General features: G+C 34.4%; 25 protein-coding genes and 2 pseudogenes. 2 read left to right on the forward strand and 25 right to left on the reverse strand.

Going from position 1 to position 20,303, the window contains the following annotated elements:
* The first annotated feature begins 1 nt into the window (after nt 1).
* Together HX13_RS23715 and HX13_RS23720 are read left to right on the forward strand one after the other, a co-directional pair.
* Nucleotides 2-415: a hypothetical protein gene (locus tag HX13_RS23715; RefSeq protein ID WP_238555134.1), complete on the forward strand. Its 414-nt coding sequence runs from the start codon at nt 2-4 to the stop codon at nt 413-415.
* Nucleotide 416: 1 nt separating this feature from the next.
* Nucleotides 417-929: a hypothetical protein gene (locus tag HX13_RS23720; RefSeq protein ID WP_238555135.1), complete on the forward strand. Its 513-nt coding sequence runs from the start codon at nt 417-419 to the stop codon at nt 927-929.
* Here the strand turns inward: HX13_RS23720 and HX13_RS06965 are convergent.
* The 25 genes and pseudogenes from HX13_RS06965 to HX13_RS07080 form a co-directional block, all read right to left on the reverse strand.
* On the reverse strand, nt 921-1,862 hold the full coding sequence (locus HX13_RS06965) for a glycosyltransferase family 2 protein (protein ID WP_050020656.1): 942 nt from the start codon (nt 1,860-1,862) through the stop codon (nt 921-923). The genes HX13_RS23720 and HX13_RS06965 overlap by 9 nt on opposite strands.
* A 164-nt stretch (nt 1,863-2,026) precedes the next feature.
* Nucleotides 2,027-2,965 (reverse strand): glycosyltransferase family 2 protein, encoded by a 939-nt coding sequence (locus tag HX13_RS06970; RefSeq protein WP_050020504.1) that lies wholly within the window; start codon nt 2,963-2,965, stop codon nt 2,027-2,029.
* Nucleotides 2,966-3,040: 75 nt separating this feature from the next.
* A complete protein-coding gene (locus HX13_RS06975) occupies nt 3,041-3,547 on the reverse strand; it encodes an acyltransferase family protein (protein WP_316931271.1) in 507 nt (168 codons plus the stop codon).
* On the reverse strand, nt 3,432-4,040 hold the full coding sequence (locus HX13_RS06980; protein WP_128572238.1) for an acyltransferase family protein: 609 nt from the start codon (nt 4,038-4,040) through the stop codon (nt 3,432-3,434). The genes HX13_RS06975 and HX13_RS06980 overlap by 116 nt, the downstream gene beginning before the upstream one ends.
* A complete protein-coding gene (locus HX13_RS06985) occupies nt 4,027-4,971 on the reverse strand; it encodes a glycosyltransferase family 2 protein (protein WP_050020507.1) in 945 nt (314 codons plus the stop codon). Before HX13_RS06985 ends, HX13_RS06980 begins: the two co-directional genes overlap by 14 nt.
* Nucleotides 4,971-6,767, reverse strand: coding sequence for an asparagine synthase (glutamine-hydrolyzing) (gene asnB / locus HX13_RS06990; protein WP_050020508.1), 1,797 nt, complete (start codon nt 6,765-6,767; stop codon nt 4,971-4,973). Before asnB ends, HX13_RS06985 begins: the two co-directional genes overlap by 1 nt.
* A gap of 145 nt (nt 6,768-6,912) precedes the next feature.
* Nucleotides 6,913-7,806 carry a glycosyltransferase family 2 protein gene (locus HX13_RS06995; protein WP_128572240.1) on the reverse strand — a complete coding sequence of 298 codons (894 nt, stop codon included), beginning with the start codon at nt 7,804-7,806 and terminating at the stop codon, nt 6,913-6,915.
* A gap of 13 nt (nt 7,807-7,819) precedes the next feature.
* On the reverse strand, nt 7,820-8,419 hold the full coding sequence (locus HX13_RS07000; RefSeq protein WP_128572242.1) for a hypothetical protein: 600 nt from the start codon (nt 8,417-8,419) through the stop codon (nt 7,820-7,822).
* A 572-nt stretch (nt 8,420-8,991) separates the two neighbouring features.
* The gene (locus tag HX13_RS07010; RefSeq protein ID WP_050020511.1) at nt 8,992-9,954 is read right to left on the reverse strand and encodes a hypothetical protein; all 963 of its coding nucleotides are present in this window, start codon (nt 9,952-9,954) and stop codon (nt 8,992-8,994) included.
* A 10-nt stretch (nt 9,955-9,964) separates the two neighbouring features.
* Complete coding sequence (locus tag HX13_RS07015) at nt 9,965-10,753, reverse strand: glycosyltransferase family 2 protein (protein WP_128572243.1); 789 nt, start codon at nt 10,751-10,753, stop codon at nt 9,965-9,967.
* 11 nt (nt 10,754-10,764) lie between these two features.
* Entirely contained in the window at nt 10,765-10,992 is a 228-nt protein-coding gene (locus HX13_RS07020) for a hypothetical protein (protein ID WP_128572244.1), read from the reverse strand.
* A gap of 34 nt (nt 10,993-11,026) precedes the next feature.
* Nucleotides 11,027-11,503 carry a glycosyltransferase family 2 protein gene (locus HX13_RS07025; RefSeq protein WP_050020514.1) on the reverse strand — a complete coding sequence of 159 codons (477 nt, stop codon included), beginning with the start codon at nt 11,501-11,503 and terminating at the stop codon, nt 11,027-11,029.
* Between the two features lie 4 nt (nt 11,504-11,507).
* Nucleotides 11,508-11,717, reverse strand: coding sequence for a glycosyltransferase family 2 protein (locus tag HX13_RS07030; RefSeq protein ID WP_050020515.1), 210 nt, complete (start codon nt 11,715-11,717; stop codon nt 11,508-11,510).
* A gap of 1 nt (nt 11,718) precedes the next feature.
* Nucleotides 11,719-12,387 carry an NAD(P)-dependent oxidoreductase gene (locus HX13_RS07035; RefSeq protein ID WP_050020516.1) on the reverse strand — a complete coding sequence of 223 codons (669 nt, stop codon included), beginning with the start codon at nt 12,385-12,387 and terminating at the stop codon, nt 11,719-11,721.
* A gap of 284 nt (nt 12,388-12,671) precedes the next feature.
* Nucleotides 12,672-13,634, reverse strand: coding sequence for a glycosyltransferase (locus HX13_RS07040; protein ID WP_128572247.1), 963 nt, complete (start codon nt 13,632-13,634; stop codon nt 12,672-12,674).
* A 132-nt stretch (nt 13,635-13,766) separates the two neighbouring features.
* Nucleotides 13,767-14,402 carry a glycosyltransferase gene (locus HX13_RS07045; RefSeq protein WP_050020518.1) on the reverse strand — a complete coding sequence of 212 codons (636 nt, stop codon included), beginning with the start codon at nt 14,400-14,402 and terminating at the stop codon, nt 13,767-13,769.
* Nucleotides 14,365-14,586 (reverse strand): glycosyltransferase family A protein, encoded by a 222-nt coding sequence (locus tag HX13_RS25420; protein WP_050020519.1) that lies wholly within the window; start codon nt 14,584-14,586, stop codon nt 14,365-14,367. Before HX13_RS25420 ends, HX13_RS07045 begins: the two co-directional genes overlap by 38 nt.
* Nucleotides 14,576-15,676 (reverse strand): DegT/DnrJ/EryC1/StrS family aminotransferase, encoded by a 1,101-nt coding sequence (locus tag HX13_RS07055; RefSeq protein WP_050020520.1) that lies wholly within the window; start codon nt 15,674-15,676, stop codon nt 14,576-14,578. Before HX13_RS07055 ends, HX13_RS25420 begins: the two co-directional genes overlap by 11 nt.
* A complete protein-coding gene (locus HX13_RS22950; RefSeq protein ID WP_050020521.1) occupies nt 15,669-15,929 on the reverse strand; it encodes a hypothetical protein in 261 nt (86 codons plus the stop codon). The genes HX13_RS07055 and HX13_RS22950 overlap by 8 nt, the downstream gene beginning before the upstream one ends.
* A gap of 78 nt (nt 15,930-16,007) precedes the next feature.
* Nucleotides 16,008-16,388: pseudogene (locus HX13_RS26275) on the reverse strand (hypothetical protein); the annotation flags it as partial.
* Between the two features lie 71 nt (nt 16,389-16,459).
* The gene (locus HX13_RS21935; protein ID WP_316931272.1) at nt 16,460-16,813 is read right to left on the reverse strand and encodes an FdtA/QdtA family cupin domain-containing protein; all 354 of its coding nucleotides are present in this window, start codon (nt 16,811-16,813) and stop codon (nt 16,460-16,462) included.
* Between the two features lie 59 nt (nt 16,814-16,872).
* Nucleotides 16,873-17,625: a glycosyltransferase family 61 protein gene (locus tag HX13_RS07065; protein ID WP_262483511.1), complete on the reverse strand. Its 753-nt coding sequence runs from the start codon at nt 17,623-17,625 to the stop codon at nt 16,873-16,875.
* 44 nt (nt 17,626-17,669) lie between these two features.
* On the reverse strand, nt 17,670-18,056 hold the full coding sequence (locus HX13_RS07070; RefSeq protein ID WP_050020523.1) for a hypothetical protein: 387 nt from the start codon (nt 18,054-18,056) through the stop codon (nt 17,670-17,672).
* Nucleotides 18,041-19,305 (reverse strand): annotated as a pseudogene (locus HX13_RS07075) (ABC transporter ATP-binding protein). Before HX13_RS07075 ends, HX13_RS07070 begins: the two are co-directional and overlap by 16 nt.
* 52 nt (nt 19,306-19,357) lie before the next feature.
* Nucleotides 19,358-20,206, reverse strand: a complete 849-nt coding sequence (locus tag HX13_RS07080; RefSeq protein ID WP_050020524.1) for an ABC transporter permease — start codon at nt 20,204-20,206, stop codon at nt 19,358-19,360.
* Nucleotides 20,207-20,303 lie beyond the last annotated feature (97 nt).

Raw genomic sequence — 20,303 nt, forward strand, 5'->3', positions numbered from 1 at the left:
TATGAAAAGGTTTTTATTTAAAATATCGTTTTATATTGTTGCAGTAGTTGCTGTTCTGTTGTTTCTCGGAACGTATGCGGATGGCAATACAGATGATAATTACAGACATTTTATTGGTCCGGAACCCTCCAATATTATTCTGGGAGATTCCCGTGGTGCACAAGCAATGGTTCCTTTTGTTTTGAATGAAAAAATAAAAGGTAGAACGTTTAATAATTTTGCTTTGAACATCGGTGATTCTCCCTACGGCCAAGTATATTTTGAGGCTTTAAAGAAAAAAATCAATCCTGATACTAAAGACGGAATTTTTATTTTAACCGTTGATCCTTGGTGTCTGTCATTAGACAAAAGTCTGGAACATTCAAAAGACGATCCGGATAAAAACTCTACTATGGCAGATATGCATTTTTTTTAACATGACACCGAATTATGAATATCTCTTAAAACACTATCCCAGAAGTTGGTTTAATATTTATAAAGAAAGGGAAGAAATTGGGAGATCTGCGACATATTTGCATAAAGACGGATGGATGGAAGTAAGCGTTGATGTTCATCCAGATAGTGTAAGTGCCCGAGCAGTTAAAAAGATCGAAGGATATACCAACCTGCTGCAAACGCAGAAAATTTCACAATTCAGACTAAATGGGTTTGTTGATATGATCAAATATCTTAGAGATAAAGGGTCTGTTTATATTGTAAGAATCCCTGCGTTCAAAGGCATGATGGAACTTGAAGATCGATACGATCCCAATTTTAGCCAAAGGATAGAAAATATAGCTAAAGAAAACGGTGTGAAATTTTTTGATTTATCTTCAAACCCTGAAAATTATACATATACAGATGGAAATCATATGTATAAAGAATCCGGTAAGATCTTTACAGCTCAGATTGCCGATTCTATTTTATTGGATAGGAAGAATTTAAAATAGATTCCTCCTGAAATTAATATTATAGATACCGGAACGTATACTTGGGTAATCAATAAACAGATATTTTAAAATCATTCCCCATTTTTTCGGTAAAGGAGCACAGCCAATCTCAAAGCTTCTGTGCATTCTTTTGATATGTTTTTTTATATTCTCGGGCATTGTGCTTTCACCGGAAGCCCAATCATTTACTTCTTTCCACAGAAGAACTCTGGTAGTAGCCGGATTGATTTTCTTAGAATCTACTAGGGTAATCCTGTTATCTTCATGTACACCTCTCACTGCAACTGCTTTATCCAAAATGCCTGGGTAAAGATCAAGATAATAAGACAGACGGAATAAAAACTCAGTATCCTGGTGTAATCTTAAACTGGATTTAAACAACGGGTTCATTTTTTTCATTAAAGAATCCCTGCGTATCGTTAATGCATCAATGCTAAACAATCCAAAACTCCCCAGCATGTATATCTGTCCCGGAAAAACCTCTTGGGGGATATGTCTTTTATAAACTGTCGTAAGCCGGTCGCCGAATAATGAATAATATTGTTCTTTTGCTTTCTCGGAATAATAGTGAACACCGAGCGCTCCGTAGACACCCTCTACATCAGGATTTTTGAAAAGTTCTTTTTCAGCATCAAACCTGTTGGGCAAAAAATAATCATCCGCATCCAAAAAGGCTATAAAATCCCCGGAAGATTTTTCTATCCCTAAATTTCTTGTTGGTCCGGCTCCATGATTTCCTTTGTCAGGATGCTGGTAAAGTTGTACCCGCTCATGTTTTTCCGCAAGATTCTGACATACCTGCCATGCATTGTCAGGAGATTTGTCTTCCACTAAAATGACTTCGAAAACTTCACTGAACTGGAGAGCAGACTCTACTGCCTGGGTCACATATTTTTCTGCATTGTAAACGGGAATAATTACTGAAATTTTCATTGTTGAGCTAAGCGAATCTTTTTGTGTCATCTGTGAGAAAAACTAATGCAATATAATCAATTGTAAAGACTTAAACACTAAAAAAATGATTTAAAAATGAATAAACAGGGTTCATTTATTCTTTTGCTCTACAACCTGTTAACACCTCGCTTAAACAATTGCTATCATAAAAGGGAATACCTGAAGTTGATATTATATAAACCGGAACGTATACTCTTATAATCGGTGAATAAATATTTAAGAATTCCCCATTTTTTTACCGTAGGGGCTTTTGCAATTTCAAAACTGCGATGCATTCTTTTGATATGGATTTTAATTTCTTCAGAAATGGATTCTTCCCTTCCTGCCCATAAATCGACTTCCCTCCACAGCAATTCCCGAGATACTGCGGGATCTACTATACCTGTATCCACTTTGGTTATCCTATTATTTTCATGCACTCCTCTCATGGCAACAGCCTGGTCAATATTTCCCGGATACAGATCTAAATAATAAGATAAGCGGAAAAGAAATTCCGTATCTTCATGAAGTTGTAAGTGGGGTTTGAATAGAAATTTCATTTTTTGCACCAAAGCATCTCTGCGCAGCGTGAGTGTATCAATACTAAATAAACCAAAACTCCCCAGCATATGGATTTGTCCGGGGAAAACTTCTTTGGGAGTATATTTTTTGTAAACGGTGGTCAATCTGTCACCAAATAACTGATAGTATTGCTCTTTTGCCTTTTCGGAATAATAATGAACACCAAGTGCTCCATAGACTCCCTCTACTGCGGGATTTTTGAAAAGCTCTTTTTCAGCATCAAATCTGTTGGGCAAAAAATAATCATCCGCATCCAGAAAAGCAACAAAGTCACCGGTTGATTTTTCTATTCCCAGATTCCTACTTGGGCCTGCTCCATGATTTTTTCTGTCAGGATGCTGGTATAGTTTTACCCGATCATATTTTTCAGCCAGCTGCTGACAAACCCTTAATGCATTATCCGGTGATTGGTCTTCAATAAGAATGACTTCATGAACATCATCAAACTGAAGAGCGGATTCCACAGCCTGAGGGATATATTTTTCTGCATTATAAACGGGAATAACTACTGATATTCTCATTTTTACTTTCTACTTTTACGATAAATTAAATCCTCCTTGTGTTTTTCCGTGTAGTACCACTTTTGAAGTTGAAATTTAAGCTTTTAATTTTACTTTTAAAAATGCAGTAATCTTTTTTTCTACGAAATGATAAAGAAACGCTGCCAGAGCGATTACAACGATGATTTTAAAAATAAAATATGGAATATTAAGATACCCTGTAACCTTAAATTTTCTGAAAAATATCTCCACGAAGGGGTGAGATAAGTACAAAGAATAGGAGATGTCGCCCAAAAAAATCAAAAAACGATTCCCTTTAAATTTAAAAGTATAATCAAACAGAAGAAAGGAAAATACAAATAATGATACAACCAATAAATTAAGCAAAGCATTTGTTGTAGTAATGATATCCAGTAAAAACAAAATAAAAGTGAGTATTCCGGTAACGGAAATAAGTGCTGCCCATTTCTTATGAATTACTATTTTATCAAGAATCAGGGCAAATACTATTCCTACCACAAAGAATAAGTTCAGAGGACTTGTTACCATTTGAAAATAAGCACTTTGAGGTGGAAAATAAATTCCTGTTAAATAGGTTAAAATAAAAAAGCTGATGATGAAAATATACCTTTTTGAATAAAAAAAGAAGAGAGATCCCGAATATCAGGTAAAAAAACATTTCATAGTTCAGCGACCACCCCAGGTACAGTACGGGAAAGATATCTTTCTGGGGAAGAAATAGGATAGAGTGGATGAGCCTTTGAAGGCCGTCTCCATGGAAATAAGTCATCAGACTTTGTCCCATAACCATCCAGCTGAAACTCAGCAAAAAATATAAAGGAACAATCCTGATAAGCCTGCGTTTATAAAATAAAGTAATTTCTTTAGAGGTATTGATGCTGAAATCTTTTTTCCGGGTGGTATAGGCCATGATAAATCCACTGATTACAAAAAATACACTCACGCCGATGCTCCCTCTTCTGAACAGCATATCTCCGAGGGGAAAATTCTCAAAGTTAAGGTAATGTGAAAAGTGAAAACAACATACCAGCAATGCTGATATTCCCCGTAATATTTGTAGATTATTCAGCTTCATGAGAATAAGTGAATCTGTATTTTGTTCTCAGTATGTTGGGATTTTTGACGGTGGCAAGCAATAAGCTTACTGTTTTAGAAAATCCTTTCTTCAGAGATAGTTCAAACGCCTTTTTCTGAAGAGCAATATGTTGTGCTGCTTCTGTATCTAGAGGTTGAAGCTTAGACCAATCATAAAGGGAGTTCCAGAAAAGATGCTGGCGTTGGTTATATTGTGGTGAATATTTTACAATTTTGGTAATCCTGTTATCGTCATGTATACCTCTTACCGCTATAGCCTGATCTATAATTCCGGATTTTAAGTAACAATGAAAAGCCAGCTTGATGATGAAATCAGAATCCTGATGCACCCTGAGAATTTCATTGAATCTTAAATGATGTTTATCAATAGCTGACCTTCTTATTGTAAGGGTGTTGAGATGGAAAAACGTACCGAAAGTTTTCGGTGTAAGTCCCAAGAGACCTCTGAAAATCTCTTTTCCTTCTGCAGGATAATTAACGGTTGTAAGAGAATTGTCTGAAAATTTTGACTGAAATTCCTGTTTTCCTTTTTCCGTTAAATATTCAATACCAATGGCACCGAAAACTCCGTCTATTTTAGGATCATCAAATATTTTTTTTTCAGCATCGAATCTGTTGGGAAGATAGTAATCATCTGCATCCAGAAAGGTAATAAAGCTGCCGGATGATTTTTCGATTCCTAAATTTCTTGAAGCAGCAGCGCCGTGATTTTCTTTGTCGGGATGCTGAAACAGTTTGACTTTAGAATATTCATCTGCCAGCCTTCTACAGATTTCGAGTGAATGGTCTGTAGATTTGTCTTCAACTAGAATTACTTCTTTTACTTCTTCAAACGGTATTGCGGAAAGAACTGATTTTTCCAGAAACTCGCTGGCATTATATACGGGAATGATTACAGAGATATCAAGCATTATAATACGGTTTGGTTGTTATGGCCCCAAAGAGCGAGCTGCAGCAAATTCCAGTGTTTGTTGTCCTTATTCAAAAATTTTTGAGTGGCATCAAAATCAATATAATTAAAAACCTTTTGATTTCGGTCTTTCAGAAGATCATTGGAAAGCTTTATCAGGTTATCTTCATCAAACCAGCTTTTAACACTTAATCCGAAGCCTTGCTTATGCCTGTTCCTTATGGTATCTGTCCAATAGGAGCCCATGGTTTCACGAAGAATAATTTTATCATTTTCATTGGAGAGTTTCAATTGATCAGGGAGCTGAATGCAGAATTCAGCAAAGTCAATATCCAGGAATGGTGTTCTTACCTCCAAGGAGTTGGCCATAGCCATTCTGTCTGATTTCACCATCATATTACTGGGAACATAGTTTTCCAGGTCAACTCTCATGATATCGTTTAATGAGTTCGGGTTGGGAGTGAAGCTATATTTTTGTTGGTAGTCTGTGGAGATTCCCAGCATGTTACGTTCTTCTTTATTAAAATCATTTCTCACCGAATTCAGATGAAAATCCAAAATAGAGTTGTATTTCAGATTTTGTTGAGTAAGGAAAGAAACAGGTTTTATTTTCTGATAAAGACTGAGCCCGAACTTAGCAATGAGATTTTGATAGCTGAAGTGGTTTTTCAGTTTATTTTCTACCGTATAAAAATGATATCCGCCAAACAATTCATCACCTGCGTCTCCTGAAAGGGCTACAGTAAGATTTTTTCTTGCATTTTTACATATTTCATAATGCGGAATAAAAGAAATATCGGAAAAAGGTTCGTCAAAAAAAGGAGAGATGTTGAGCAGGGATTCTGCCAGGTCTTTCTTTTGTTCATGAACTTCAATATGATGGGTTTTGTATTTATCCGCTATTTCTTTGGCATATTTAAGTTCACTGTCTTTATGGTCATAACCAAAACTAATGGTCGTCTGATGAGGTAAGAATTCATCAACGAGGGCTACTACAGATGAAGAGTCCAGACCTCCGCTCAGGAAACTTCCTACCTGAACATCTGCAATAAGTTGTTTTTTAACTGCATTTTTTAAAAGGTAAATAAATTCTTCTTTAGCATCCGATAAACTGATCACCCTGTCCTTAGCGGGAAGGCTGTAATAGCGGGAAACTGTAATCTTTCCATCTTTCCAGATCAATTGGTGAGCTGGAGGAAGGGCGAAAATATTGCTGTAAATACTTTGATAGCTATTTACATATCCATATTGCAGATAATGAGAAATGGCTTCAGGATTTACTTTGGGCTGTATCAGGCCGGAAGCTAAAATGGCTTTGATCTCTGATGCAAAAATAAATTCATTATTATTTCCTATGGCGTAATAAAAAGGTTTTTCTCCGAACCTGTCTCTTGCACAGAATAGCTGCTGTTTCTGATCATCCCAAATAGCAAAGGCAAACATTCCCGGCAGGTCATGAATGAGGTTTTCCTGCTTTCTTTGATACATTGCCAAAATGACTTCTGTATCTGAACCTCCACGGTAAGGATATTCAGTATATTGTTTTTTGATATCCTGATATCCGTAGATTTCACCATTCAGAACGATACATTCGTTTTTTGTATTGGAGAACATCGGTTGTTTTCCATTTTCAGACAAATCGATAATGGAAAGTCTGCGATGGCCTAAAGCAGCGTTTTCATATAATTCATAATGTGAAGAATCAGGGCCGCGGTGGATTAATGAATCCGTCATCTTTTGGATCTCTTCGTGATAATTTCTGGCGTTATTGCCTATAATTCCCGCTATTCCACACATAATTGTAAACTTGTTGACTATATTAATTGTTATACTAAGATAAGATATTAAATGTAAAATTCCCGGTTTAGAGTAAAATAGGGCCTGTTTTACAAGAATTGTTCTTTATAATATATTTTAAAGATTAAGAAAAGTAGGACCAGGCTTAATCAGTTGATTTCGTAATTTGCCTAGCTGTTCTCCATCCTTTGAGATTTTTTTTATACTTTAGGGAGAGTTTCCTGTATTGACTTATATTTCCTATGGCAAGGTTTTTAATCATACTCTGTCTCAGTGATTTTTTTTCCCGTTGCAGTGCATCAGGAAGATTGGGATTCATAGAATTGATTTCAACGCGTAAATCTTCAAATTTGGTAAAATCTATTTTATGCAGGGATTGTACCCCGTCATGTACGACTTTACTTCCGGGAACCAACAGCACTTTCTTTTGATGAAAGTGGATCCGGTTTACATATTCGTCATCTTCACCATAGTGAAAAAAATAAGGATTGAATCCTCCGATTGTTTCTATGGTTGCTTTCGGAAGCAGCCAATGAGCAGCGTTCACGAAATGAATTTCATAGTAGGGCTTCAATGTCTGAAAATACAAATCCGAAATCATCCTGGTCGATTCATAATTTTTGGCAATATACTGGTCCAGAAATATATCGAGGTACTTTTCTGATCCGTCTATATGGATAGGGCTTATAATTCCGATTTCTTCCGGATTAGGGTGGCTATAATATATCTCAAGCATTTTTTCCATGCTATCCGGATACAGCCATGCATCCTGATTCATCAGGTAAAAAAAATCAGCTCCGTCTTTGTATGCTTTTTCAATTCCTATATTGTTGGCTTTTCCGAATCCCAGATTGGTTTCAGATTGAATAAAGCTGACTTCAGGAAAATGGGTTTGGATGTATTCCTGGGTACCATCTGTAGACCCGTTGTCTACCACAAGGCATTTTACAGGAACGGATGATTTTCTTAAACTGGTGAAGCATCGTTCAGCCCATTTCATGGCGTTATAGGTAACAATAATAACATGAATCTCAGACATTGTTTTTTATAATTTATAGCAAATTATGGATTTTAAAATAGATAAAATAAAAGATCTTCTTAAGGAAATCATCAAGCTTTGGAAATGTTAGAAATCCTTGTGTAATAAGAAGCATTTTCCAGGTTAAATTAAATAAAATGAGAACAAAGGCGGTGATTTCCTGTTTTCGACTAAGCACTAGTTTCTGTTCCAGAGCAATAAATATTGTCAATAAGGAAAAGAAAATATTGATCCATCTCCCCCAATCTACTGCCATATAAAATAATGGAAGGAGAAATACAATTTGTATAGCCAAAAATATGAAATTGATTTTAACCTTATTGAACTTACAATATATGTGGAATGCAAGTGTCCCTAATAATATACTAATAGCATACGTCTGATAATCGTAAAAATGACCTTTATAATGCCCCAGGACATCAAAATTAGTATCATAATCAAAAATCCCCATTTCACTAAGGGTTAATCCATGGGCTTTAAAAAATGAAACCGTATTTTCTGTCTTTATATCGATTCCGAATTTATAGAGAAGAAGCATAATAATGACAGAGGGGAAAAACTGATAGAGGAGTATCTTTTTTATTTTACTAATTGATGACCCACTGTTTTTCATAAAATAAGCGAGGCCTACAAAAGGTAAATAAAAAAAACGCTGCTTCATGGGTTAGTAGTGCAATAATAATAAAAAACGTAATGGTAATGTCTTTAATAAAGACCTTGGAACGGAGACATAAAATATATACCAAGTATAAAAAGAAAAATAAAATTTCTTTTTTTGAAGCAATATTGGGATCTTTTACCATCATTCCGAAACCCACAGGGAGCAATACGAGCATTACTACAAGAAGGTTGTTTTTTTTCTTTCCAAAAAAAGCTTGAATAAAAGAGAAAAAAAAGACAGTATAGAGTAAAAAAAATGAATGCAAAGACAATATGCTCAAGCTTGATATCAGTTAGCTCATTGATCCATATAAACAGGGTACCTAATAGTCCTCTTCGTTTAAATCCACCATCCTGGTAATTGATGATCCATTCTCCAAAATACCAACCTCCCTTGTTCAGGACGATAAGATTATATGAAGTTTTAATACTGAAATAATAATATATAATTAATATAAAGCCAATAATGTAATTGATCAGTTTAGTTTTCATAATTATTGATGTAGAGTATAGGGAATAAATAGTTTAATCAATAAAAATTTCTTTAAACCTATCCATTACAGGATGTGGCAAAAATTTCTCGTATAATGACTTTGCCGACAAGTTAAGTTCCGCATCTAAAATAATATCCTGAAGCTCTTTACTGTCGTGATAATAATAAGCCTGATCTTTTAGATGACTGATGTGTGCTTTTTCCGGAGGATTAGCAAATGCAATAACCGGTTTTCCCTGAATGGCAAATTCAGCAACAGTGATCCCAAAAGTTTCTCCTCTTTCACGAGCATGCAGTAATGCATTGCAGGTATTGATGAATTTTTGCTTCATAATAATATCCGAGCTGGGAGGAAGGAATATAATATTGGAAGGAACCGATTTCCACCATTTCTTTTTAAGAAAAGGATCTACTCCCATAAAAATAAAATAAATATCCTTATATCTGGATGCTATTTTTTCTATGGTTTTCTGTGCAAAAATAATATTGAAACTGATGTATCCCCCATAATATCCGAATACTTTTGCTTTTGGAGGAATATTCAATTCTGCTCTTAAATCTTGATCTGTTTGGGTTTCAAAATTAACCATATGGGGAACATAAGGAAATTTGGATCCGGTCATTTCTTCACTGAGCCATTCAGAGACATAGGCATATACATCCCCATGAGGTTCAAAATGTGTAAAAACACTATGTATTGCACTTTTAGTTTCTTGGGTATCTATCCCGTCAATATATCCATTTTTAATAGCATAAAATAGATCTACATTATTTTCATTAATAATTTTATCTACTTCACTGAAGTCAGAATAACCATGTACTTTGAAACGTTTTTCAAACTTTTCAATACCTAGCGGATGATTGGTTTTTGAGTTTTTGTTATATACAATTATAGACTCATTTCCCAGATATCTTTCATTGAAATCTGCATAATCGTAAACTGCTATAGAAGTTCCTCTGTAGTTGAGTTCATCTTCATGGAAAAGAATTTTCATCCTGTTTATGTTATTTAAATATTTTTTTCAGTTTTCCTTTTATCTTTTGAAGAATTGTCTTTTTCGGATACTTGGTCAGGTCATTGTGCATAAAAAGTCCTTCGCCCTGTGCAATTTTAAAATTTTGCTTCACCCACCATGCGGCTATATTTCTTTCCAGGGATGCTGTTTCCCCTGAAAAAGGGATAATAGTTTCCAGCAAAAAACTTTTTCTGACAAGATAAGGATTATTGGTCCAATTGGCCCAACGGGAAGTGGTTATAAAATATTCACCTTGTTTCTGAATTTTATCCGGAAATTCTAAGGCAGGATCCAACCAGTGTAATGATTCCAGGAGATGAGGTGAAGTACATTCGTGCCAGTCATCATAATAGTTGAGTTCATTTCCTTTGTGTCTGATTGAAATCAGCGGATATCCGGGATTTTTGCGGCTCCGGTAACGAATGACATCAAATCCGTTATTCAGCATTTCTAATCCACTTTTAAGGCGAGAATATACTGTTCTTTCATCTTCAATAAGCTCAAAATCATGTTCCAGAAAGAGAATGTTTTCACAAACTGCATTTTCTGCCAAAGCTTTCATTCCTTTCCCGATTCCGATATTATCTTGTAAACCGATATATCTGACTTTATATTGATCAGCTGTTTTTTTATCTTCATCACTTACTTCCTGAAAAAGAATAATAATATCATCAATCATATCCAGGAGTCCGTATTTTCGATATGATTTCAACGTGTTTTTAAGGGTTTTCCCGCTTTTCCAGGAAAGGATACAGATACTTACAGGGAGCTTTTCCATATTCATGTTGCTTAAAGGTTCAGGAATGGATGTTGGGCTGTCATAGATGTTTTTCTTGCCGTTTCAATCTCTCCGAATTTTTTTGAAAAATACCGGTACTGCTCTCTATAAAATTTTGCCTCATTGATATTTCCTTTGACCCCCATTTTCAGGAGATAGGAAAGGAGGGCTTTTTTTTCTCTTTTGATATTGAAATCATAATTGGGATCCAGGTATTTTGTTTCCCGTTGCATTTGCATGGAAAGTCTTGCTGTTTTTATTACTTCAGCTTTGCTATTGGGTTCTTTTTTTATAGAAGGATTGTACGGTATCGTGAACTACTTTACTTTTTGAACATACAATTATTTTCAATCCGAAATAAGAGATTCTGTTGACATATTCATAATCTTCAGCCCCGTGAAAAAAATACGGATTGAATCCACCTACTTTCTCAATAATTTTCCTGGGAATACACCAATGTGCTGCATTTACGAAGCTTATTTCGTAATACGCTTTGGACTCTTTAAAATAGATATCTGAAAGCATTCTGTTATTTCTGAGATCTTTAGCAAGGTAATTTTCAAAATGCAGATCCAGCTTTTTCTCACTTCCGTCAAGATGCATAGGGCTTAAAATACCGATCTGGGTGTTGTCAGGATAGGTATGGTAAACATCAAGTAATTGCCGGAAACTGTCAGGATAGATCCATGCGTCCTGATTCATCAGGTAAAAGAATTCAGCTCCCTCCTTATATGCTTTTTCGATCCCCATATTATTAGCTTTTCCAAATCCGGCGTTTTTCGGGAGATTGTATAAAATCCACTTCAGGGAAATGAGTCTTTACATACTCCTGGGTACCGTCTGTAGAACCGTTATCTATCACAATACTTTTAACAGGAACCGAAGAATGCCTCAGACTTGTAAAACATTTCTCTGCCCATTTCATGGCATTATAAGTGACAATTATGACATATATATCCGCCATCTTAAATATATTTTTGAGTTAATGTTTCTAAATACGCTTCCGGGCTTACTTCTGAGAAAAATGAAGTAATGTCTTCTCCAAAGTCCACTTTATAAAAATCTCCTTCATCGATTTCCGAATAGATTCCTTTCTGATGCGTCTTTTTTTCAATTGCTCCAATGATTTCCTTTAAATCATAGTAATACGGAAAAGCACAATTTACAATACCATTATCAAGAAGGATACAATGGGTTTTCAGGAACCGGGTAATATCATCCATGTCAATCAATAATCTTCGGGCTTTGTTATGAACTACAAACCGATTATTGTTTGTTATCTGATTTTTCAGGTAATTAAAAAGTGTATTGGGATTTCCTCCTTTTCCTACAATATTACCAATTCTCAGAATAAGATAATTTTCTGAATGTTTTTTAATGTAATCCTCAATGGACAGCTTATGCAAAACGTAATGGCTGCCTTGTTTGGATTGGTCTTTTACACTTAACGTGGAAAAGTATATTATTTTTTTATCGTTATTGCTTTCAAGGGAATTCTTTAAAAGACTGAACTCTCTTTCAAATTCAGAACTTCTGGTTTCGAGGGAATTTGAAACACCGGAAGCAAAGAATACATACTCCTCTGAATCTATATTTTTTAATGCATTGGCGATAAGTCCGTTTCCTATGATCATTATCAATGTGTTTTTTAATAGTACAAAACTATATTTTTTAAAAGCCCAAGGTGGTTTCAGATTGTTTTGGTCATTTGAATTTTTTTAATATTGATGCCAGCTTTCTGTGAATCTTTAAACCTAATTGTCTGTTGGCTTGTCTAAGTTCTTCTTCATTTTTATTCGTTTCTGTAAACCATCGGTTGAATAAATGAATCTTATTTTGAATAATATATTTCGAAGCTTGTTTCTTTTCAATGCTTGTGAGAATGGCTTTTTCAAAAGCGAGAGAAGCGGCTTCCCAATTATACCATTCTGTAGCAGTTTGTAGTGCATTTTTTCTTTAAAAACTCCAGTTTTTGAGGATTGTCTTTTAATATATTAATGTATTCAAGAATGGCGGAATCATCATTCATTCTAGCAATGAATGAATTGAAGTCATGCTTCATATATTCATCATGGCCTGTGACATTATAAGTAATTGCTGTCCCGCCACAATGGAACATTTCCAGCGGTGGCCCGAACATTCCTTCTACGGTGCTTAGTTTAACCAATACATCACACGATCGGTAAATTTTTTGGGTTTCATGGGTAGGAATATTAGAAAACACTCTGTCGACTCCCCCATAATTTTGAATCGGTGAATTTGTCAGAAGCCAGATTTCATCCGCTTTGGATTGTTTACAAATTTCAATGGTCTTAGGTACATTCTTGAAGCTGCTTTGAATATTTCCTTCAATCAAAACCCTGAGTTTTCCATTTTTTCTAGAAGCATAACATTCTCCTGTAGGAGAATAGTTTTCTTTTCTGATCCCATTAAGCACTAGCTCTGCATCTATATCATATTTTTCCTTTACATATTTCTGAATCCAACTGGCTTCAGTGATGATATTAAGGCCTAAAAGATAGGTGGCTTCAGCTGCATTTTGATTATTGAAATCCTGATCAGGGTAAAATTTAGATTCTACTGACTGATTAAAATAGAGATAAGAGGATGCATTTAAGTTGGCAAGCTGATAACATGTACGCCAGAATGTAGCAATAACAACATCAAAATTAATATCTTCGGCCTCTTTTAAGGTTGTTCTTGGTATTTTGTCTATTCCCTCAAACCATGCAATATCTTCATTTTTAACAAGGTGATCGAAAATAAGGACTACTTCAATATTTCCTCTTTCATGAATGTGAGAAAGATGTTCAAAAATAACATTATTACCTCCGGAAAGAGAAGGAGAAGCAAGTATACCTATTTTTAATTTTTGTTTCATCTTGTTTTCATCTTTAGTTATGATAAGTTTTGGATACAATATCAGAAAAATTTACATGCTATTTTGTAAAGTGAGGGAGGAATATGATTTTGAATACAAAAAATAAGTCTTTTAACATGAAAAGGATATTTTTTATACAAAGTAAAAAAATTCTTCGGAAATATCCTGACCTGATAGATATTTTTGTTGAATGAATCCGTTGATTTTATCCTTTACTTTTCCATCTTTATCAAACATGGTTTGAAGCATTACGAATTCTGTTTCTACTCTTTCTGCTCTTGTTTTTGATATATTTTCAGCATGTGTTCTATAATAAGCTAGTTTTTCAGGAATATAAGAAATCAGGTATTTTTCATTTATTTTCAGCCATCTATAATAATCTTCTACAATGAACTTTGAGTCATATTTTCCTGTCTCTATTAATGCTTTTCTTCTCATCATTACAGTAAGAGCAGGAATACGGTTCCCTTTGATCAGTTCCTGCCTAAAAACAAGAGGAGCTACATTCCCTGATGTATTATAATCAGCAATATCTGGAATAATAGCTGAAGAATCATCTACTGCGAATGTGTCTGTATAGATCATTCCAAATTCCTCTCCCAATGATTCCAGTTTAGAAACACAACGTTCAATAGCCTCAGGATGTAGAAAATCATCGGCGGCAATAAGTTTAATATATTTTCCTTTGGCTAATTCAATACACTCATTAAGCATTTGTGCCAACCCGGTATTATAAGAATGAAAGTTTTTTTTCTGCTGGATATTCATTCTCCTTTAACCATTGCTCAAAAATCTTAACCGAATGATCTTGAGAAGCATCATCCCCAACAATCAGCTGAATGTTTTTATAAGTTTGATGCTTTACAGAGTTTAGATTTTCCTTAATGTATTTTGAATGGTTGTAGGAAACAACAACAATTGTTACTAATGGGCCCTCCATTTTAGAACTCATTTATGGCTTTTATAATAGCAGAAATTTCTTCTTTATCTAATACAGAAGATATTGGCAGGCTGAGGACTTCCTGATGCATTTTTTCCGTAATAGGGAAAGATAGGTTGTTGTATTCTTTGTATGCTTCCTGCTGATGAGGAGGAATAGGGTAGTGGATAATTGTTTGTATTCCTTTTTCTGTCAGGTAAGTTTGTAATTCATCTCTTTTCTCAGTTCTGATTACAAAGACATGCCATACATGTTCTTTTTCATCAGCAGGATTTTCAGGAAGTATGATTTTTGGATTGGTAATACCGGAGATGAATTTTTTTGCAATCTCACGACGAGTATCATTTTCGTGGCTGATGTATTTTAATTTTACATCTAAGACTGCGGCCTGTAGTTCATCCATCCTGGAATTCAGACCTTTGTATATATTTACATATTTTTGATTAGAACCATAATTTGCCAAAGCACGTATCGTTTCAAACAATTTTTCATCATTAGTTGTTACAGCTCCTGCATCACCTAATGCTCCCAGATTTTTACCGGGATAAAAGCTAAATCCCGAAGCATCACCCAGGTTTCCGGATTTTACTTCTTTCCACTCAGCTCCGATTGCCTGAGCATTATCTTCAACAATCTTTAAATTGTATTTTTGGGCCAGGTTTTTTAGCTCCTCTGAAAAAACAATTCTTCCCTGGAGATGAACGATCAGAATTGCTTTTGTTTTAGAAGTTAGTTTTTCTTCAATTTTTGAAATATCAATATTATATGTTTGGGCATCCGGTTCCACAAAAACAGGAACTAGTCCGTTGTCCGATAATGCCAGTATAGACGCAATATAGGTATTTGCTGGTACAATAACTTCATCTCCCGGTTTCATAAGACCAAGCTCAATATAAGCACGAAATATAAGGCGTAATGCGTCTAAACCGTTGGCTACTCCAAGAGCATATTTTGTACCTATATATTGTGCTAAATTCTTTTCAAAAATTTTAGTTTTCTCTCCAAGGAGAAACCAGCCTGAACGAAATGTTTGCAGTAAAGCATCTTCTATTTCCTGCTGATAGGTAAGGTTAATTTTTTGTAAATCTAAAAACTTAATCATTCTCGTACCCGTTTTTTAATTTCCAATTTTCAAAACCTTCTTTTTCCCAGGGTAGGCCTCTTGAGAAGTTATACGGCCATGGATAATGAGATTTGCCTGTTTCTTTTGATTTTAGTTCACGAACATCCTTTATACTTTTTGCAGGGTTACCTATAATCAAAGAATAATCTTCATGCTTTCCTCCCACAAGAGATTGTGCTCCTACCAAACAATGTTTTCCTATTTTTGTAGCAGGCAGTAAAACTGTACCCACAGCAATTTGAGAAAAATCTCCAACTGTAGGACCGACACAAGTGTTGGATGGCGGAGTGGGATCGTTCGTAAATACTACATATGGATAAATGAAAACATAATTTCCTATTTTAGATTGTTGTCCAATATGTACATTACTATGCAGCCAGCAGTTATCCCCGAATTCTACATAGCCTTGTATATCGGATACTGTACCAATTCTGCAATTATTTCCAAACTTTGAGTTTTCTCTGATAGTTACACGGTGGCCTGTGGAAAACTTTTTTCCGAAAGAAGAACCAGCATATAAAATGCTGTGACTTCTTATGAAAGCTCCTTCCTCTAGTATTGTTTTTGGATTTTCATAGTTGTCACTGAAGTAATAATCATTGAGAGGCTCACCAATTATGCAATCATTACAGATAACAGAATTATCTCCAATAATTACATTGTCATATATAACAGAATTGTCTCCGATCTTTACGTTTTTTTCCTATGACAGCTTTTTCACTTACATATACGTTCTTGTTATTAAATTTCATAAATTATATTTTATTTAAATGTCTTTTTTTGATCTATAATCTTTCTAAAATCTTCGAAGCTTCTAAAATAATCTTCTTCTTCATAAAGTTCTGAAGCAAGGCAAAGTAAAACAGCATTGTGAGAAAATTTAATATCTCTCCAAACCAATTGAGGTATGTATAATCCTTTTGTTGGATGATCTAATATGAAGGTTTCTTTGTTTCCCTCTCTATCTTCAGTATTAAAGGTAATTGTACCCGAAACTGCAAAAATAATCTGTTGAAGTTTCTTATGAGCATGCCCTCCTCTTGTTATGTCTTGTGGAGTATAGTATGTCCAATAAACACGTTGTATGTTAAATGGTACATTTTTTTTCGACTTCAGCTATGGTTATGTAACCTAATTCTGAAGATCCTATCTTATTAAAAGTTATGATGGTTGGTTTAGTGTTTTCCATAGATATAATTAAATAGTTCTACAAACTTTTCAAAATTAATTATAAAATTACTATCAGTATGTACTCCATCATTTGCATATAATTGAGTATAAAAATCTACTTCGAAAATCTTTGCCAGATTCGAAAAGGCAGTAAACTCTTTTGCATTATCCGGAATAAAACAGATAGCTTGTGGATTATTTCCACAGAAAAGCATGTTTGACCAAGCAGCTCCTGAAATACCAACAATAAATTTAGCATTTTTAAAATAACTGATCTGGTCTTCAATACTCAATTCTTCAAGATAGACTGGAACAAATCCAAATTTTTTCAAATATTCTAAAATCTGATCTTGATTTTCTGCTACACGATGGGTATTCTTTCTGTATAAAAATATTCTTTCCGGTAGGTTGCTTACCATTGATAACTTTTGAGAAATTATATGAGAAAAACTACGGATGATTTCGGGATTGTAAAAAGTACCTTCTGCTTTAATAAAATGATCAAGGCGATTAAACGGGACATGATTGAAATCATTGATGTAATAAAGATCTTTTACTCTATATGTTTTATCCGGGCTTAAATATTTTACGTTAAATTTATTTTCAGTTAAAATTTCCAATATTTTTTTCATACTGGGGGTTTTGAGTATAACCTCATTAACAAGTATTGTCTGACAGTATTTTTTATTAAATACAATAAGTTTTGGCATTATTTCTATGAGGAAATGAAACCAATTCCAGGAACCGTTTCCTCCCAGAAAAAATCCCTCATCGAGTTCTTCAGTTTTTTTTGAGGTCTACTTTAGCGTTTTTTACTGTCATGTGCCGTTACAAAACCTTCGTTGAATCTTTCATTTTTGCTTCTATAGGCTATCAATTGTTTACCAAGTAAAACTGCGGAGGAGTGAATATCAATAATGGCATTCTTAAATAGATAAATCGAAATCTCTGGGGTAGAAGTTTGAATATAATGTTCGACACCATTTAAAGATTTTGGTAAATAATTTTTAAAAATAGTTTTGTTATATAGCGTTTGAACAATATTTTCTTTACATTTTTCAATGTTCTTTATGGTAACTATCTGAGATGCAGGACTGTATTTGTAGTTGTATACTGTCTTCTTAAAATAACTGGAAAGAGATTTGTTACTTTTAATATATGAAACGAGTTTTTCTATAACAGTTGCCATTGGAAGCTAGTTTTAATAAATCCAGGTTCTATTCCCAACCATTCTCCTAATTCTTTACCTTTCTCACTTATTCTGAATGTTAATAAGTCTTCTTCATGTAAAACACTTTCATGAATATTTCTTATAATATACAGGCTAAGAACATATTCCCCGACATTTAAGAATTCTTTGGGAATATCACATAAAAGTTTATTGTTGCCGGGTTGTAACGAAACCTTATTGAAATTGCTCATCGTAAAGAGAATATCATTATTGAAATTTTTTACGATATAGGAAAGGTGGTAATCGTTGCTGTTATCTTTTATCGTAATGTCGGTGAGAAGGTTAAATTTCTGATCCTCTTTAAAATCAGCTTCATTAGTTTGTAAATTTTCATCCACTAAAGAAATGCTATTGAGTTCAAAAAGATCGTTTTTAAAATCCTTATGGTCACCTAATATTACGCTGTTACCAAACGATTGCTTATCACCATTGTAGACACTTAATGCTTTATCTGTTGTACCATTATAGATAATATTTCCGTTTGACATTACAATTCCTTGATTGCATAGAGATTTTATAGCGGTCATATTATGACTTACAAACAATATTGTTCTACCTTGATCATTAGTGACGTCAGACATTTTTAGCCAAACATTTTTTTCTGGAATTCTGAATCTCCCACAGCTAAAACTTCATCTACAATCAGGATTTCGGATTCTAAATGTGCAGCCACAGCAAAAGCCAGCCGCACATACATTCCTGAAGAATATCTCTTTACAGGAGTATCGATATATCTTTCAACACCTGAAAAATCTACAATTTCATCGAATTTACGTTTGATTTCTTTTCTGGTCATTCCCAGAATGGCGCCGTTCAAAAATACATTTTCACGGCCGGTCATTTCAGGATGAAACCCTGTTCCTACCTCCAATAATGAAGCAATTCTTCCATTAGTATATATTTTTCCGGTGGTAGGCTTGGTTACCTTACTTAAAAGTTTCAAGAGTGTTGATTTTCCAGCACCGTTTCTGCCAATAATTCCTACGGCATCACCCTGTTCTATTTCAAAATTAACATCACGAAGTGACCAGACATAATCAGAATTACCTTTGGAGGTTCTATCGTTGGCCTCACCTATTTTCAGATATGGATCTTCCTTACCTCTTACTCTATGCCAGAATCTGTTGAGGTCATGGGATAGAGTACCTGTTCCGACCTCACCCAGACGATACTGTTTTGATATGTTTTCTGCCTTTAAAGCTAGCATGTTTTAATGTTTTAAATTTTTACTCAAGTGTTTTTTTTATGTACAATGGTATTTATACCGTGTCCATAAATGTTTTTTCAACCTTGTTAAAAGTTATTACTCCCACAACAAGAAGGAGTAAAATAATAATTGTGCTGGCAACCAACATTACGGGAGAAAAGTCTCCAACTCCCAGCCATCCATATTTGAAGCATTCAAAAATACCTGTGAGAGGATTAAACTTTGCCAGCTTTTTGAAATATCCGGGAAGCATAGATACGGGATAAATAACCGGAGTCGCATACATATACAATGTAATGCCGAAAGCTAATAACATGCTTAGATCCTTATATTTCGTAGTCAATGCTGAAAAAATCATTCCCACACCTAAGGCAAACAGAGCCATAAGGATTAGTAAGAATGGAGTAGCTAAAACCCACCAGTTAGGGGAAATTTCATTATTAAAAACATAATAGATCCAGACGATAAGAAATAATAGAAATTGCACACTCAAACGCATTAGATTTGAAATGACAATAGAAATAGGAGTAACTAATCTTGGAAAATATACTTTGCCGAAAATATTGGAATTCCCTGTAAATGTGGCTGAAGTTCCAAGTAATGCTCCTGAAAAATAATTCCATAAAGTAACTCCGGCAAGGTAAAATATAACCCCGGGAGCTCCATCTGTAGGAAGCTTGGCAAATCTTCCGAAGATGATCAAGTAGGTAATCGTTGTAAAGATGGGATTAATAAAAAACCAGATCGGTCCTAAAATAGTTTGTTTAAAACTTGATATAAAGTCTCTTTTGACAAACATGTAAATAAGATCTTTATACCTCCATACTTCCTTGAGCTTTAAGTCAAATAAAGAATGATTGGCTTCAATCGTTTCGGTCCACTTTTGGTGTGGGTCATTCATCTGTGTAAGTTTTTACAAATTTATAATAATTAATTCTTATTTTGTAGTTTGTGAATACATGTTCATATAAACTGAAAATATGGACTAATATATTAAT

The organism is Chryseobacterium sp. P1-3, assembly GCF_000738495.1.
Classification (GTDB): Bacteria; Bacteroidota; Bacteroidia; order Flavobacteriales; family Weeksellaceae; genus Chryseobacterium; species Chryseobacterium gallinarum.